Annotated in this window: 13 protein-coding genes; 6 read left to right on the top strand and 7 right to left on the bottom strand. The window is 74.0% G+C overall.

Annotated features, from left to right (window positions below):
• Nucleotides 1-5: 5 nt before the first annotated feature.
• Nucleotides 6-266 carry a hypothetical protein gene (locus SLP03_RS11780; protein ID WP_413644504.1) on the bottom strand — a complete coding sequence of 87 codons (261 nt, stop codon included), beginning with the start codon at nt 264-266 and terminating at the stop codon, nt 6-8.
• A gap of 225 nt (nt 267-491) precedes the next feature.
• Here SLP03_RS11780 and SLP03_RS11775 point away from each other — a divergent pair, with 225 nt between their 5' ends.
• Complete coding sequence (locus tag SLP03_RS11775; protein ID WP_319460593.1) at nt 492-5,096, top strand: HAD-IC family P-type ATPase; 4,605 nt, start codon at nt 492-494, stop codon at nt 5,094-5,096.
• 97 nt (nt 5,097-5,193) lie between these two features.
• On the opposite strand, the gene SLP03_RS11770 is transcribed toward SLP03_RS11775, so the two are convergent.
• Nucleotides 5,194-5,613 carry a CBS domain-containing protein gene (locus SLP03_RS11770; RefSeq protein WP_319460592.1) on the bottom strand — a complete coding sequence of 140 codons (420 nt, stop codon included), beginning with the start codon at nt 5,611-5,613 and terminating at the stop codon, nt 5,194-5,196.
• Nucleotides 5,614-5,685: 72 nt separating this feature from the next.
• Here SLP03_RS11770 and SLP03_RS11765 point away from each other — a divergent pair, with 72 nt between their 5' ends.
• The 3 genes from SLP03_RS11765 (at nt 5,686) to SLP03_RS11755 (ending at nt 8,335) form a co-directional block, all read left to right on the top strand.
• On the top strand, nt 5,686-6,021 hold the full coding sequence (locus tag SLP03_RS11765; RefSeq protein WP_319460591.1) for a hypothetical protein: 336 nt from the start codon (nt 5,686-5,688) through the stop codon (nt 6,019-6,021).
• 240 nt (nt 6,022-6,261) lie between these two features.
• Nucleotides 6,262-7,812, top strand: coding sequence for a serine/threonine-protein kinase (locus tag SLP03_RS11760; protein WP_319460590.1), 1,551 nt, complete (start codon nt 6,262-6,264; stop codon nt 7,810-7,812).
• A 61-nt stretch (nt 7,813-7,873) separates the two neighbouring features.
• Nucleotides 7,874-8,335 carry a GNAT family N-acetyltransferase gene (locus tag SLP03_RS11755; RefSeq protein WP_319460589.1) on the top strand — a complete coding sequence of 154 codons (462 nt, stop codon included), beginning with the start codon at nt 7,874-7,876 and terminating at the stop codon, nt 8,333-8,335.
• 5 nt (nt 8,336-8,340) lie between these two features.
• Here SLP03_RS11755 and SLP03_RS11750 read toward each other — a convergent pair whose 3' ends face one another.
• Nucleotides 8,341-9,294: an L-threonylcarbamoyladenylate synthase gene (locus tag SLP03_RS11750; RefSeq protein WP_319460661.1), complete on the bottom strand. Its 954-nt coding sequence runs from the start codon at nt 9,292-9,294 to the stop codon at nt 8,341-8,343.
• A gap of 237 nt (nt 9,295-9,531) precedes the next feature.
• Here SLP03_RS11750 and SLP03_RS11745 point away from each other — a divergent pair, with 237 nt between their 5' ends.
• Complete coding sequence (locus tag SLP03_RS11745) at nt 9,532-10,431, top strand: aminoglycoside phosphotransferase family protein (RefSeq protein WP_319460588.1); 900 nt, start codon at nt 9,532-9,534, stop codon at nt 10,429-10,431.
• A 15-nt stretch (nt 10,432-10,446) separates the two neighbouring features.
• On the opposite strand, the gene SLP03_RS11740 is transcribed toward SLP03_RS11745, so the two are convergent.
• Nucleotides 10,447-11,271: a phosphotransferase enzyme family protein gene (locus SLP03_RS11740; protein ID WP_319460660.1), complete on the bottom strand. Its 825-nt coding sequence runs from the start codon at nt 11,269-11,271 to the stop codon at nt 10,447-10,449.
• Nucleotides 11,272-11,649: 378 nt separating this feature from the next.
• Nucleotides 11,650-13,116 carry a hypothetical protein gene (locus tag SLP03_RS11735; protein WP_319460587.1) on the bottom strand — a complete coding sequence of 489 codons (1,467 nt, stop codon included), beginning with the start codon at nt 13,114-13,116 and terminating at the stop codon, nt 11,650-11,652.
• 183 nt (nt 13,117-13,299) lie between these two features.
• On the opposite strand from SLP03_RS11735, the gene SLP03_RS11730 reads away from it, so the two are divergent.
• A protein-coding gene (locus SLP03_RS11730) for an IS3 family transposase (protein WP_413644503.1) occupies nt 13,300-14,711 on the top strand; the annotation gives its coding sequence in 2 pieces (ribosomal slippage) (nt 13,300-13,633 and nt 13,633-14,711; 1,413 coding nt in all).
• 12 nt (nt 14,712-14,723) lie between these two features.
• Here SLP03_RS11730 and SLP03_RS11725 read toward each other — a convergent pair.
• Nucleotides 14,724-15,437, bottom strand: a complete 714-nt coding sequence (locus SLP03_RS11725) for a hypothetical protein (RefSeq protein WP_319460586.1) — start codon at nt 15,435-15,437, stop codon at nt 14,724-14,726.
• Nucleotides 15,438-15,682: 245 nt separating this feature from the next.
• Nucleotides 15,683-15,955: an ASCH domain-containing protein gene (locus SLP03_RS11720; protein WP_319460659.1), complete on the bottom strand. Its 273-nt coding sequence runs from the start codon at nt 15,953-15,955 to the stop codon at nt 15,683-15,685.
• Nucleotides 15,956-16,049 lie beyond the last annotated feature (94 nt).

The following is a 16,049-nucleotide window of genomic DNA, read 5'->3' as shown; positions in this document are numbered from 1 at the left end:
TCTCGTCACGCCGACTCCAGCGCCTCGCCCACCCCCTTCACCAGCCCGGACATGTGCTGGTCGGCCAGCAGGTGCCCGGCGGTGATCACCAGGGCCAACGGCCACTCGATCACCTGCAGCGCGGCGAGCACCCCGAGCCCCGCGTAGTAGGTGACCTTGTCCGGCGGCGGCACCGCCACCTCACCGAGCAGCGGGATCTCCACCCGCCGGCAGTACGTCCGAAGCGTCTCGTGCGTCCCACTGAGCTGTCGCGTCAGCGTGCTCATCCCGGCCTCCCCCGGTTTCCCGACCATCGACGTCCGACCGGCATTCCACCGGTGACCCGGTCCATGCCCCGGCCAGCACGGAACTTCCCCTGGCAGGAGGGCATAACGGACGGCCCGCCGGGAAGCCAGGCCGTCGGAACGAAGCGCGGGAGGCGAGATGGCGTACGGCGAGCGCGGCGGGAGCGGCACCGGGGAGCAGGGCCGGCGACACGGCCGTACCCCTCGATGACGTCGCTGGGCCGGGTCGCCGGTCGCCTCCTGCCGCCGGTCGGCGTGCCGGAAGCCGTCGCGCACGCGGTCCGTACCGTCGCCGCCGCCGTGCCGGACGCCGCCCGCGACGTCGCGTCGGTCCTGCCGGAGGCGGCCCGGGCCGCCACCTCGGCCGTGCCCGGCGGCGCGGCCGTACGCGACGCGGTCGGGCGGACGGCCGTACCGGAGGCGGTCGCCGACACCGCACGCGGCGTGGGCGCCGCCGCGGCCCGGCTGGCCCGGGTGGCCGGGCTGAGCAGCCGCCGGGTCTGGTCCCGGAACGGCCGCCACCACATCGAGGTGCACGGCGTCTGCCAGGACGGCGGAGACCGGCTCGCCCGCCAGGTCGAGCAGGCGTTGGAGCAGATGTCCGGGGTGGCCTGGGCCCGGGTGAACGCGCCCTCCGGCCGGGTGGTGGTGGCCGTCGCGGAGCCGAAGCCGAAGCTGCGCGACCTGATCGCCACGATCGCCAGGACCGAGCGGGTCTGCCCGCACGAGCCCGACCCGGAGGTCCCGCCGCCGCAACCGCCGGAGGAGGGGCCGCGCACCCCCCGCACCCTCGGCGCGCTGGCCTCCGACGCGCTCGGCCTGACCATCTCGGCGGTCACCCGGATCCTGCCGTTCACCCCGGTCCCCGGCGAGGTCGCCGGCTTCCTCACCGCGGTCGACCTGCACCCGAAACTGCACGCCCTCGCCGACCGCGGCCTGCGCGCGGACCCCCGCGCCCAACTGCTCTTCCCGCTCGCCGAGGCGGTCGCCCAAGGGCTCGCCGGGGGCTGGGCCGGGATCGTGCTGGACGGCGCGCAGCGGGTGGTGCAGTGGGGTGAGGCACGCGCCCAGCTCGCCGCCTGGTCGAAGGCCGAACCGCGGCTGACCGGCGACCCGGAGCGGGCGGTCGCCCGGGTACCCGCCGGCGAACGCCCCTGCCCGACGCCGCCGGGCTCGGCCGAGCGGTACGTGAGCCGGTCGCTCGCGGCGGGCGCCGCCGCCGGCGCGGTCGCCGTGCCGGTGGCCGGCCCGAAGCGGGCCGCCGCGCTGGCGCTGTCCGCGCTGCCAAAGGCCCCGGGAAACGGCCGCGAAGGATATGCGGCCCAGCTCGGCCGGATGCTGGCCCGGCGGGGTGTGATCGCGATGGACCGCAGCGTGCTGCGGGAGCTCGACCGGATCGACACGGTGGTGCTGGACGCCGCGGTCCTCGGCTCTGGCCGGGGCGTGCTGGCCGACCTGGCGCCGCTGCCCGGGGCGGACACCGGTCAGGTCGCCGCCCGGGCCTTCGCGCTTTTCGACCCGGACGCCCCCGACGGGTTGCGGAAGGGCGACGGGTGGCGGCTCGGACCACTGGACCGGATCGACGCCGAGGACCCCGGCGACACCCCGGACAGCCGCCGGCTCCGGGACGCCGGACGTACCCTGCTCGGTCTCGCCGACGGCGACACCCTCGCCGCGGTGCTGCGGATGGAACCCGCGCCGGCGCCCGGCGCCGGCGCCCTCCCCACCGCCACCCGCCAGGCCGGACTGCGGCTGGTGGTGGCCGGTGACGACGACGGCCGGTACGACTTCGCCGACGCCGTGCTGCCCGGCGGCCCACGGCTCACCGAGTCGGTACACGCCCTGCAACGCGACGGCGCGGTGGTCATGCTGGTCTCCGGCGACCGCTCGGCGCTCGGCGCCGCCGACTGCGGCCTGGGCGTGGCCGACCCGGACGACCTCCCGCCGTGGGGCGCCCACCTGCTGGTCGGCGCCGACCTGCGGATCCCCGCGCTGCTGATCGAGGCGACCGGGGTGGCCCGCCGGATGACCGGGCAGAACATCAGGATCGGGGTGGCCGGCAGCGCCCTCGGCGCGCTGGGCGCGTTCACCGCCGACCCGCAGCTGCTCCCCGGCCGGACCCTGGGCGCGGTGAACGGCGCCGCCGCACTCGCCTTCGCGCACGGCGTGTGGCGGGCCCGGCGGCTGCCGGACCGGACCCGCCGGTCCGTGCCGGCGGTGACCGCCTGGCACCTGATGCCGGTGGAAACCGTGCTGGGACAACTCGACACCGGCCCGGAGGGGCTCAGCACGGCCGAGGCGGCCCGCCGGCGCGGGGCGGTCACCGGCCAGGGCGCCGGACCGGCCGGGCTGCTCCGGGCGTTCGTCGACGAGCTGGCCAACCCGCTCACCCCGGTGCTCGCCGCCGGGGCGGTGCTCTCCGCCACGTTCGGCTCGCTGGTCGACGCCGCCCTGGTCGGCGGGGTGGTGGGCGGCTCGGCGCTGATCGGCGCGGTGCACCAGCGCAACACCGAACGTTCCCTGGCCGAGCTGCTGACCCGCGCGGCGGTGACCGCGCGGGTCCTCCGCGAGGGCGCGGAGCAGGTGGTCGCGGCGGAGGAGCTGGTACCGGGAGACGTGGTCGCGGTCGGCCCCGGCGACGCGATCCCCGCCGACTGCCGGGTGCTGACCGCCGACGGGCTGGAGGCCGACGAGTCGTCGCTGACCGGGGAGTCGCTGCCGGTGGGCAAGACCCCGGACCCCGTGGTGGCCGCCGCCGTCGCCGACCGGCGGTCGATGGTGTACGAGGGCACCACGGTCGCCGCCGGGCACGGCACCGCCGTGGTAGTGGCGACCGGGGAGGAGACCGAGGCGGGACGCAGCCTCGCCCTGGCCCGCGAGGCGCCGCCGGCCAGCGGCGTGGAGACCCGGCTGGGCCGGCTCACCAGTGCCGCCGTGCCGCTCGCCGCCAGCTCGGCGATCGCGGTGGCCGGGGCGGGGCTGCTCCGGGGCGTACCGCTGGCGGCGACCGCCGCGACCGCCGCGAACCTCGCCGTCGCCTCGGTGCCGGAGGGGCTACCGTTCCTGGTCAGCGCCGCGCAGCTGGCGGCGGCCCGCCGGCTCGCCGAGCACGGCGCCCTGGTCCGCAACCCGCGGACGATCGAGGCGCTGGGCCGGGTGGACGTGCTCTGCTTCGACAAGACCGGCACACTCACCGTGGGTAAGCTGCTGCTGGCCGGGGTGGGCGACGGCGGCGGCCGGTACGCCCCACCGGACCGGCTCGACGAGCCGCTGAAGCTGACCCTGGCCGTGGCGCTGCGCGCCACCCCGGCGGCGGCCGACCCGGACGAGCTGCCCCAGCAGACCGACCGGGCGGTACGCCGCGGCGCGGGCACCGCCGGGGTGGATGAGCGGACCGGCGCGGCGGGGTGGGAGGCGGTGGGCGGGCTGCCATTCGAGCCGTCCCGGGGCTACCACGCCACGATCGGCCGGACCGGGGGCCGGCTGCTGCTGAGCGTGAAGGGCGCACCCGAGACGGTGCTGCCGCGCTGCGCGGCCCGGCGTACCGCCGCCGGGGACGAGCCGTTGGACGACGCGGGCCGGGCGGCGCTGCACGGGATGCTCGCCGAGCGGGCCGGGGCCGGTCACCGGATCCTCGCCGTCGCCGAGTGCGCGGTCGGCGCGGAGGCGGTTACCGACGAGCAGGTCGACGGGCTGGTCTTCGTCGGCTTCCTGGCGCTCGCCGACGGGGTCCGGGAGAGCGCCGCGCCGGCCGTGCGGCGGATCCGGCAGGCCGGCGTGCACACCATCATGATCACCGGAGACCATCCGGCCACCGCCGAGGCGATCGCCTCGATCATCAGCCCCGACCACGGCGAGCAGCGCGTGGTCACCGCGACCGAGCTGAACCGGCTCGACGACGAGGCCCTCGCCGACCGGCTCACCCGCACCGACGTGGTCGCCCGCTGCACCCCGGCCCACAAGGTACGCATCATCCAGGCGCTGCAACGGCACGGCCGGACGGTGGCGATGACCGGGGACGGCGCCAACGACGCGCCCGCGATCCGGCTGGCCGACGTGGGCATCGCCCTCGGCCAGCGGGGCACCCCGGCGGCCCGCGCCGCGGCCGACCTGGTGGTCACCGACGACCGGCTGGAGACCATCATCGCCACCCTGGTCGAGGGGCGGGCGATGTGGTCCTCGGTCCGCCACGCGCTGAGCATCCTGGTCGGCGGCAACCTCGGCGAGATCGGGTTCAGCGTGCTGACCGCCGCGTCCACCGGCCGGTCCGCGCTGACCGGCCGGCAGCTGCTCCTGGTCAACCTGCTCACCGACCTGGCGCCGGCGCTGGCCATCGCGGTCCGGCCGCCCGCCGACGGGGCCGAGGACCTGCTGCGGGAGGGGCCGGACACCTCGCTGGGTGAGACGATGACCCGGGAGATCGCCCTGCGGGCCGCCGCCACCACGCTGGGCGCGACCGCCGGCTGGACGTTCGCCAGGTACACCGGTCGACGGCGGCGGGCCGGCACGGTCGCCCTCGCCTCCCTGGTCGGCACCCAGCTCGGGCAGACGGTGCTGGCCGGCGGAACCAGCCCCGCCGTGCTGGCGTCCACCGCCGCTTCGATCGGCGTGCTGGTCGCCGTGGTGCAGACGCCCGGGGTCAGCCAGTTCTTCGGCTGCACCCCGCTCGGCCCGGTGGGCTGGTCCATCGCCGCCGGCTCCGCGCTCGGCGCCACCGTCGCCAACGGCGCGCTGACCCGACTGGTCGACCGCCTCCCGCAGCCCGGCGTCCGGCCTCCGGCCGATCCGCTTGCCCGCACCGATGAGAGGTAGGAGCCGACCATGTGCCCACCGGCCTGACGGCGGCCGGCAGCGGATCGCCGCCCGCCCCGGCGTGGGCCGGGGGGCGGCGACGGTGTGCGGAGAAAGGTCAGGCCCGCTCCGAGATGGCCTCGATGAGGTCGCCCACCGGGCGCTCCGGCAGCGAGCGGGCCACATCGGCGACGGCGACGATCCCGACGAGTTCGTGCCCGTCGATCACCGGCAGCCGGCGTACCTTGTGCTTGCCCATGGTCCGCAGGATCTCGGCCGCGTCGTCGTCCGCTCCGATGGTCACCACCTCGCCCTGGGCCAGCTCGCCGGCGGTCACGCTGCCCGGGTCGCGGCCCTCGGCGAGCACCTTCACCACGATGTCCCGGTCGGTCAGCATGCCCTTGAGCCGGTTGTCGTCGCCGCAGATCGGCAGCGAGCCGACGCCGAGCTCCGCCATCCTCCGGGCGGCGGCCTTGAGGTCGTCCTGCTCCCGGACACAGGTCACGTCGCTGGTCATGATTTCGCGTGCGGTCGGCATTGCCCTGACACCTCACTTTCGGGGGGTTGTTGCCTGTTCTCCTACCCCCGGCGGCGCAACACACTCCGGAGCATGGACCGCAACCTCGCGGGAATGCCGCCGGTGGAGGTGATCGGCATGGCCTTCGTCCAGGTCATCGAGTACGACACGGACCGCTCCGCCGACGTGCGGGCACTGAGCGAGGAGTGGGGACAGCAGCAACTGTCGAACGCCCCGGCCCGGATGACCATCGCCGAGGACCGGGAGCGGCCCGGACACTTCGTGATGGTCGCCGAGTTCGACAACTACGAGCAGGCCATGGCGCACAGCGCCCAGCCCGAGACCGGCCGGTACGCCGAGCGGATGCGCAGCCTGGCCAAGGGCGAACCGCGCTACGTCAACCTGGAGATCGTCCAACGGGAGCTCTGAGGACGGTGTGGTCCTCGCCCGGCTCGACCACGAGCATTTCGCCGGCCGCGAGCGGCATCTCGCGGCCGGCCTGACGCATGCCCGCCGGCCTGTCAGTGCCCCTCTTCACACCGTGCGTTGACTAGCTTGTGGGGGTGGTCCACGACGAGCAGATCCCGATGACCCGTCCGAGGGCCCCGATTCCGGCCGCACCACCGGCCGCCCGGTGTGGCGGCGACCGCGGCTGGAAACAGTGACGTGGTGCTGAGACGTCTGCTGGATGGCCGCTACCTGTCCGAGGAGCTGCTGGGCACCGGCGGCATGGGCGAGGTGTGGCGGGGGCGGGACCTGCGGCTGGACCGACCGGTGGCGATCAAGGTGCTCAGCGCGGCCGGCCTCGACGAGCCGATGGCCGCCGAACGCTTCGACCGCGAGGCCCGTGCGGCGGCCCGGCTGACCCACCCCCACATCGTCGCCGTGTACGACTTCGGCACCGAGGAGCACGACTCCTACCTGGTGATGGAGCTGGTGGAGGGGCGGACCGTGGCGGCGCTGATCGCCGACGGCCCGCTCCCCGTCGAGCAGGCGGTGTCGATCGCGATGCAGGCCTGCGACGGAATCGCCGCCGCGCACGTGGCCGGGGTGGTGCACCGGGACGTCAAGCCCGGCAACCTGATCGTCACTCCGTCCGGCACGGTGAAGATCTGCGACTTCGGCATCGCCCGGCTCCCGCAGGCGGTTGGGCAGAACACCCTCACCGGTCCGGCGATGAAGCTGGGGACCAGCTTCTACATGTCGCCGGAGCAGGCGCTCGGCCGGCCGGTCGACCCCCGTACCGACCTCTACAGCCTGGGTTGCACGCTCTACGCGATGCTCGCGGGCATCCCGCCGTTCTCCGGGGACCCGCTCAGCGTCCTGCACCAGCACGTCAACGAGCCGCCCCCGCCGCTGCGCACGCGCCGACCCGACGTACCGGTCGACCTGGACGCTCTGGTGTCCGAGCTGCTCGCCAAGGACCCGGCCGACCGGCCGACCGACGCCGCTGCGGTCCGGGGCCGGCTCGCGGCGCTGCCGGCCTCGTCCGATGCCGCGACGGCGGCCGACGCGCCGGTCGCGGTGGTGGCGGCCGCCGCGCCCCGTCTCGCCGGCGCCGACCTGAGCCCCGGCGGCCCCGAGATGGCAGGTCGAGGCCCGGCCGATCCGGGTCGGGAGGTCGCCGGCGCACCAGTTCCGGCGGAACGCGGCTCCGGCACCGGGCGGGCTAGGACCCGGCGCTGGCGAGGCCTCCTGCTGCTGGCGGCCGCTGTGCTAGGCGTCGCGCTGCTCGCGCTGGCCGCCGTCGCGCTGCTGACCCCGGACACCGACTCGTCCGTCGCCGAACCCACCGTGCCTGCTGCCCCCACCCCCGCCGCCGCACAGCCGAGCAAGCCGGCCGTGCCGGTCACCGTCGCACCGACCAGGCCGTCGCTCGCCTCCGCGACCCGCACCCCGGCCAGCCGGACGCCCAGCCCGCGGGCCATCTCGCGTACGCCGAGCCCGACCCCGCCCGCGGACCCCATCGCCGCCATGCGCATGTCGGTCCGGGAGCAGGTGGAGACCGGCCAGTTGAGCCCGGACGCGGCCAAGGACCTGCACGCCAAGGTGGACGCGATCGCCAAGGAGATCGCCGAGGACGACACGACCCAGGCGCAGGAGCAGATCAAGAAGCTGCGCGACAAGCTGTCCGAGCTGCTGCGTGGCGGCAAGCTGACCGCCGACGGGTACGACACCCTCAGCGCGGATGTCGACCGGATCGCCGCCGAGTTGCAGTAGGCGCGTGCGGCCCGGGACAAAACGGTCGAGCTGATGGCCGGAGGCCGGCTAGGGTGCGCCCGTGTCGTCACCACGCCTTGAGAAGATCACCACGGACAACGTCCTGGCCGCCTGCGCGATCGCGGTCCGGCCCGACCAGGAGGGCCTGGTCGCGCCGGTCGCCCGGTCGCTCGCCGAGGCGTACGTCCAGCCGGAGGTCGCCTGGCCGCGACTGACCGTCGACGGCGACCGACCGGTGGGCTTCCTGATGGCCTTCTTCGACATCCGGTGGCGCGACGACGACCCGAGCGACGTCCGCTCCGGGCTGTGGCGGCTGAACATCGCCGCCGGCGAGCAGGGCCGGGGGTACGGCCGCTTCGCCGTGGCGTCGCTGACCGGGGAGATCCGCCGCCGGGGCGGCACCCGCCTGTTCACCACCTGGGCGCCGGGCGGGCACGGCCCGGAGCGCTTCTACCGGCGGCTCGGCTTCCGCCTCACGGGCGAGACCAGCGGCGATCAGGTGGTCGGCGAGCTGGATCTCTGACCCGCTCAGTGCCAGGTGGCGGCGGCCCGCCGCAGCCGGTCGTTGATCGCGCGCCCCACCCCGACGTCCGGGACGGGCTCGGCGACGATCTCGGTCACCCCGGCCGCGTCGAGCCGGTGCAGGGCGTCGAAGAGCCGCGCGGCCGCCGCGGTCAGGTCACCCTCCGGCGAGAGCACCTCCACCGCCGCCCACCCACCGGCCTGCGGGGCTTCCCGGAAGGCGAGGAAACCGCGCCGGCCACCGTCGCCGGGCGCCGGCTCCGCCGTCCCGAGCCGCAGCGGCGTACGCGGGGCGTAGTGCGCCGCGAGGGTCCCGGGCGCCACCGGCTGGCCGGAGCTGCCCGGCCGTACGGTGACCGGGCCGACCGCCTCGACGAGCGCCTCCACCGGCAGCGCGCCCAGCCGGAGCACCACCGGCCGGTCGCCCCGGGCGTCCACGATGGTCGACTCGATGCCGCACCGGGTGGGGCCGCCGTCGAGCACCACGTCGACCGCGGCGCCCAGCCCCGCCACCACGTGCTCGGCTCTGGTGGGGCTGAGCTGTCCGAACCGGTTGGCACTGGGGGCGGCCACCGGCACGCCGGCGGCGGCGATCAGCGCGCGGGCGGCGGCCTCGTCCGGCACCCGGACCGCCATGGTGTCCAGCCCCGATGTGACGATCGGCGGGATCGCCGCCGGCCGGTCCACGATCAGGGTGAGCGGACCGGGCCAGAAGCGCTCGACCAGCGCGGCTACCGCCGGCGGCACCGCGCCGACCAGCGCCGGCAGGTCGGCCGCGTCGGCCAGGTGGGTGATCAGCGGGTCGAAGCTCGGTCGGGCCTTCGCCTCGAAGATCCGCGCCGCCGCCCGGGCGTCCAGGGCGTTCGCGCCCAGCCCGTAGACCGTTTCGGTGGGGAAGGCGACCAGCCCTCCGGCACGGAGGACGGCGGCGGCTTCGGCGATGCCGCTGTCGGCCGGCAGGACGCGCGGAGATCCGGTGGTCACGCCCCGACGCTAGCCTGCCGCCGGGCCGCCGCTGCCACGGGCCGGGGGAGGCGGGCTTCCGGATCCGGGTCAGGGCGGTCCGCGAGCCGGACGACGGCGCGGAGCGGACTCCGCAGGGTTACCTGCTGGCCCAGAAGCCCGCGCGCCCGCGCTGACCGCCGGCGCCCGGAACTCGGTTGCCACGTCCGGGGCGACAGGCCGAGGATGACCGCGATGAGTGCCGTGAAGATGCACGCCGACGAGGTCGAGACGACCGTCCACCTCGTCCACCGGCTGCTCGCCGGGCAGTTCCCGCACTGGGCCGACCTGCCGATCAGGCCGGTGGCGTCGTACGGGACCGATCACGATATCTACCGGCTCGGTGAGCGGCTGGCCGTCCGGCTGCCCCGGATCGGCTGGGCCACCGGGCAGGCAGCGAAGGAAGCCGAGTGGCTGCCCCGGCTTGCGCCCCACCTCCCGCTGGCGCTGCCCGTCCAGTTGGCGATGGGCCGGCCCGCCGAGGGCTACCCCTTCGGCTGGTCGGTGTACGAGTGGCTGACCGGCGAGAACGCCAACGGCAGCATCGACGACCTGGACCGGGCCGCCGTCGACCTCGCCGCGTTCATCACCGCGCTACGGCGGATCGACACCGCCGGCGCGTTCCCGCGGAGGAGGGGCAGCCGGGGCGGGGCGCTGGCGGAGTTCGACGACGGCGTACGCCGGGCGGTCGAGCAGCTCGGCGACCGGATCGACGGTACGGCCGTCCTCCGCTCCTGGCAGGAGTCCCTGGACGCCCCGGCGTGGGCCGGGCCGGAGGTCTGGGTGCACGGCGACCTGCTGCCGGGCAACCTGCTGGTCGTCGGCGGCCGGCTCACCGCGGTCATCGACTTCGGGGGGCTGAACGTCGGCGACCCGGCGTGTGACCTGCAGCCGGCGTGGAACGTGTTCGCGGGGAGCAGCCGGCGGCGGTTCCGTACCGAGCTGGACGTCGACGACGCGTCGTGGCTGCGCGGCCGGGGCTGGGCGCTGTTGCAGGCGGTGATCGCCCTGCCCTACTACTGGGACACCAATCCCGGCATGGTCCGCCAGGCGTCACACGCGCTGTCCCAGGTCCTCGCCGACTCACCTACGTGAGGACAACGACCGGCGTCAGCTCAGCACGCCCAGCCGCTGGCGGGCGGCCTCCAACCCCTTCTCGTTTCCCTCGTTGCTGGCGATTCCGGTCAGGTCACCGGTGGTGAGCCGGCGGGCGAAGTAGTCGGCCTGCACCGCCCAGCGGAACCGCAGCATGGTCAGCAACCCGTGCTCCACCTCGGCCCGGCTGACGGTCCCGCTCGCCAGATACGCCTCGATCAGGCACTCGGCCCGCTGCGGGCCGCCGACGTACATCACCGCGGAGGCGAGGTCGTAGAGCAGGGGACCGCTGGTCGCCGTGCTCCAGTCGATCAGGCCGCAGACCCCGGTCAGGTGGTCCAGTCGGAAGGCCTCCGGTGCGGGATCGGTGTGCAACAGGCCCCACGAGAGGGCGGCAGGATCGAGCGCCTCGTACGCCGCAACAGCACCCGCAACCGACGGCCGGGTCCAGGGACGCACCGCCAGGTGCGCGGCCTGGACGTCCACCCAGTGGAAGCGGTCGGCGTCATCGATCGGCACCTGCCGCAACGCCTCGTGCACCCGGCCGAGAATTCGACCGATCAACCGCTGGTCATCCGGTGTACTGCCGGACAGTTCCTCCCCGTCGACCCGATGCAACAGCGCGAGCGGAATGCCGTCGAGATCGGCGACGGGGCCTCCGTGCCTCGTCGCCACCGGGGCGCCCGCTGGGACTCCCGCCGCCTCAACGTGGCCGGCAACCGTGAGACCAGCCACGAAGGACCGACGTGAGGCCGGCGCGACGGCCTTGGCGACCCAACGCTCCGCCCCGGCGGTGACGAACCACGTCGCCGAGTTCATTCCACCGTGGTGCGGCTCCACATTGGCATCTGTCACGCCCCATGCGTCGGCCAGACACCGACGTACCTTTTCCTCAGCGATCACCCGGTGAAGTAGAGCAGCGGCGGCCGCAACTGGCGAGCGATTACTGCGCGATGAGTATCTGGGCCGGTGGCGCCGCACTCGTCGGCTTCGGCCGTCCGGCCCTGGGTCATCTGAGCTTCGAGCCCGACCGATATCCGGAAGTCGGCCACTGGTTGCTGGGCGTGGGGGTAACGCTGGTGGTGGGAGCGAGGCGGTTGCTGCCGGTCGGATGCGCAGCTCAGGTCCCGGCTGGCTGGTTTGAGCCTCCAGCGGCCTGGAGCGTCGCTGTACTTCTGTGCTGTACGACCAGCGATCCAAGGTCGCGGGCCAGAACGATCACGCCGTCCTGCCCGGTGGCCCGCTCGGGCGATTGAGCAGGTCGACGAGTTCCCGGACGGCGGCGTGGAAGTCCTCGTCCGGAGTGAAGTGGTGGCCCTCGATCGGCGGCGGCACGGTGTCCGTGGGCGGGATCTCCAGGCCCTTCGGGTCGTGTACTCGCCGGTCCACGGCGGCCGCCGGGTCGTGCGGCGGTATTCCATCGCGGGCGAAGACCGGTCCGCCTATCGGGTCGGTGTTACGCCACAGGTTGATCCACCGCCACTGCAGCCGGTCGCCCAATTCGCGCAGTGTCTCCTCGTTCACGTACGCCGGAAACAGCCGGGCGTACAGGCGGGCGTTCGGGCTGGCGTAGGTCAGCAGCGCGACCCGTCGTTGGCAGGAAGTGGGCAGGGTAAGCACCGTGGCGGCGGCCAGCGCGCTGCCGTGGCTCTGCCCGGACAGCACGATCGCGTCCCCCTCGGCGGTGAGGCGTTTGATCCGGCGGGTCAGCTCCGGCACGGCCCGCTCCGAGTAGCAGGGCGGGGCGAGTGGGTGCACGGCGCGCGGCCAGAAGGTGGCCACCTCCCAGAGGACGCCGATCAACCGGATCCCGCCGGACCGGTAGGCGACCAGCGCTCCACCGGCGAGGCCCAGAACGAACAGGATGATGATCCAGCGGCCGACATCGGCCGCGAAGACCAACGGGCTGGACAACGCCGGCCCGCCGAGCTTCAGCGCGAGGGTCCCCGGCACGACGTGCCGCACCGACAGGCCGGCCGCGCCGAGAGTGATCAGTGCGATCACTGCGTATGTCGCGAGCAGCGCCGGACCGAGCCGGTCGGCCAGCCGGGCCCGGATCGTGGCGTCCCGGACCGCTCGGACCCGCTCGGGCGGGACCCGGGGGGCCTCAGGGAAATCCCGCCGGACCAGCTCCTCCGCCGCTCGCCCTCGCCTGGCCCGCTGGATCCGGCTGCCGAGCACCGCCATCAGGGCCACGACCAGCAGCGCCAGCGAGAAGCCGAGGATGGCCCACCGGTAGCCGGCCGGGGGCAACAGGGGCGGCGCGCCCGGTGGCAGGGGCCGGGCGAGCGACACGCTGTAGCCCCGGTCCAGGTACTCGGCCATCGCGACGTTCGGCGCGGAGGAGAACGCCACGGCCACCCCGATCGCGATGGAGATCAACACCGGAGCGCCCGACCCGGCAAGAAGTATCCGGCCCGGACGGTGTCGGTGCGGCAGGATCAGAACACCCACCCCGAGCACGACGATCAGCACGAGTTGGCCGACGAGGAGTCCACCGAGCAGTTGCTCGAATCCGGGCAGCGTGCCCTCGGCCCGCCACCCTGGGCGGGGCGCCAGCGCGTACGCCAGGGTCAGCGCGGTAAGCAGGATCGCCGCCCACCGCAGCGACCGGGTGGCGACGCTCACCCCCGACCCCCCGTCACGCCGCTCGAACGCCGGGTGGCAGAGCAGCGCCAGGGCCACCAGGAGCAGGGCCGCGTCGCCGGCCAGGAGCGCGTGGCCGGGCAGCGTGCTCTCGTGCCGGGCCCCTGTCTGTCAGGGTGAGTTGAGGCCAACGGCTCGTAGCAAGTCCGTCTGGCAGGGCGAGTTCAGGATTGAGAAGCGTTGAATACTGCTGTTGACGTCGTGGCGGCCCAGGATGGGGTCATGAGTCGCAAGAGGGGTCCGCGTTCGGACGGGCCGCGGGCGCGCCGGTCGTTCACGCCGGGGCAGAAGTTGGACCTGTTGACCCGGTATGAGCAGGCCGTCGCCGCGGGCGAGGGCGGGGCGTTCCTGCGGCGGGAGGGCTTGTACTCGTCGTTGATGAGTGAGTGGCGCCGAGCCCGTGACGCGGGCTTGTTGCAGGGCAAGCCGGCCGGCGAGACGGTCGGGCGGCCGTCGGCTGAGCAGGCCGAGATCATACGGTTGCGGCGCGAACTGGAACGTACGCAGGCCCGCCTGGCGCGCACGGAGACGGCGTTGCAGATCATGGGAAAAGCGCGCGAGCTCTTGGAGGACATCTCCAGGAGCGAGCCGGACGGTCCGGACGTGTTCGGGCTCGGCAGGCGTTGATGGACGCCTACCGGGAGTTGACCGGTGCGGGGACCACGACGCGGGTCGCGGCGCGGGTGACCGGGATCGCCCGGGCCAGCGCTGATCGCGACCGGCGCCGGCCGAGCCCGACGGCTTCGCTGCGGCGGGTGCCGGCGAACGCGCTCAGTACCGCCGAGCGGGAGCAGATCCTGGCGGTGCTGGACAGCCCGGACTTCGTTGACGCCGCCCCGGCACAGATTTATGCGGCGTTGCTGGACCAGGGCGTGTATGTGGGCTCGATCGCCACGATGTACCGGATCCTGCGTGAGCACCGGCAGGTGCGGGAACGCCGGCGGCTGGCCCGGCACCCGACCCGCAGCCGTCCCGAGCTGGTCGCCCACGGCCCTCGACAGGTCTACAGCTGGGACATCACGAAACTCGCCGGCCCGGCCAAGGGCGTCTACTACGACGCCTACGTGATGATCGATATCTGGTCGCGGTACATCGTCGGGGTGCGCGTGCACGCCCGCGAGTCCGGGCCCCTGGCCGAGTCCATGATGCGGGAGGTGTTCGACGTCCACGGCGTGCCGCACGTGGTCCACGCCGACCGGGGCACCTCGATGACCTCGAAATCCGTCGCCGACCTACTCGAAGACCTCGCCGTGACCCGCTCACACTCGCGGCCGAAGGTGTCCAACGACAACCCGTACAGCGAAGCCTGGTTCAAGACATTGAAGTACGCGCCGGTCTTCCCGGACCGGTTCGCGTCCCTCGCCGACGCGCGAGCGTTCATGACCGACTTCGTGACCTGGTACAACCACGCCCACCGGCACTCCGGGATCGGCCTACACACCCCCGCCGAGGTCCATCACGGCCGCCACCACACCGTGCGCGCTAACCGGGAACAGACCCTGGCCGCCGCCCGGGCAGCGCACCCGCAACGGTTCAGCACGACCCGGCTCCTACCCAAGATCCTCGACCTCCCCGACCAGGTCTGGATCAACAAGCCCGACCGGCAAACGGAGCCTGCACCGCAAGTCGCTTAACTCCCGCTGGCCTCAATCCCTTGACACGTTCCGGGCGGGGGGCACGAGCAGCGATGCGTTGAGCGTGCCGAGGGCGACCGCCACGTGCAGCGACCGCAGTCGGAGCCGAAGGATCCGGGTGTCCCAGAACGCCGGTGTGTCCAGCCGGTGGGCGCCGACCCCCTGCGGCGTCGCGGCGGCGTCCTCCGGAAGCCGCAAGGTCCGTGCCCCGAGCCGCCAGATCAGCACGATCGCAGCGATCGGCACGACGGACAGGATCGCCAGCCGCTGCCCGGGCGGCACGCTGGCGAGCCAGGAGATCCCCCGCCGTCCCTCCAGGCACCTCGGGTATGCCGCGCACTGCCAGGCGATCAGGTCGACCGAGACACCGACCAGGGAGATCACGTACATCGCGGTGATCGTGGCGGCCAGCAGCCGGCAGATCGCCCGGACGGCCGCTCCGGATGGTCCGGCGACGGGCAGCATCCAGACCGCGATGTTGCTGAGCATGAACGGCAGCAGCAGCACCAGCGAGAAGGTCCGGGTGGCGGTGCCGCCGGTCAACGCGCCCCATCGGTACGCCTCCAGCCTCGCCCCGCCCGGGCCGACCGGATCGCCGAACCCCGGCCGGGGGCGGTAGAAGCCGGCTTCCCGGTCACCGGCCACCCGTTCGACGATCGGGCGGTCGAGGAGCCGCTCGGGGCCCCACTCCGCGACCCCGTGCACCCGGATCTCCGTCGTCCCCACCCACACCACCCGTCCTACGTCGCCGAACGGGCGCGGATACCCACCGGCCGGGCCGATACGCCCTCACCGCGGCACTTACCGCTGCGGAAGAGGCTGGGGAATGATGGCGGGCGCGGGCATGACGGAGACCCGCACCACCTGTACGACAGGCGCGAGGGCGATAACCGGCCTGCAGTTCACCAACCGGGGGGAGCATCGGACGCCCGGATCATCCGTCGGGAAATCGGACAACCGCCGGCGTCTGCTCAGACGCAGTGCACCAGCCGGAAGCGCTGGGTCAGCACCAGCGTGTCGTCATCGACGGTGAAACCGGGGTCGCCGAGCTCTGCGCGCACTTCCGCGCTGTGCCAGAACGTCTCGTGCCCCGCCCGCCACTGCGCCACCGACTCATCGCCCTCGCCCTCGTCGAGGGCGTGTTGCAGGTCAACATCGGCCAGCCGGACCACCCGCACCTCGGTCAGCACGATCACCGCAACCCGCCGGTCCTCAGAGGGCATCCCGTCTAGGTGTGTATGGATGTGTCTGTTTCGGGGTGGTCATCGCGCCAGGATGGGGTCGATTCGTGGGTCAGTCGACGGCTCATGTTGTCGATCATGGCCCAGTGGATGTGGG

Source organism: Micromonospora sp. RTP1Z1, assembly GCF_033804685.1.
Taxonomy (GTDB): Bacteria; Actinomycetota; Actinomycetes; order Mycobacteriales; family Micromonosporaceae; genus Micromonospora.
The sequence above is the reverse complement of the archived record's forward strand: the minus strand, read 5'-3'. Positions and strand labels throughout refer to the sequence as shown.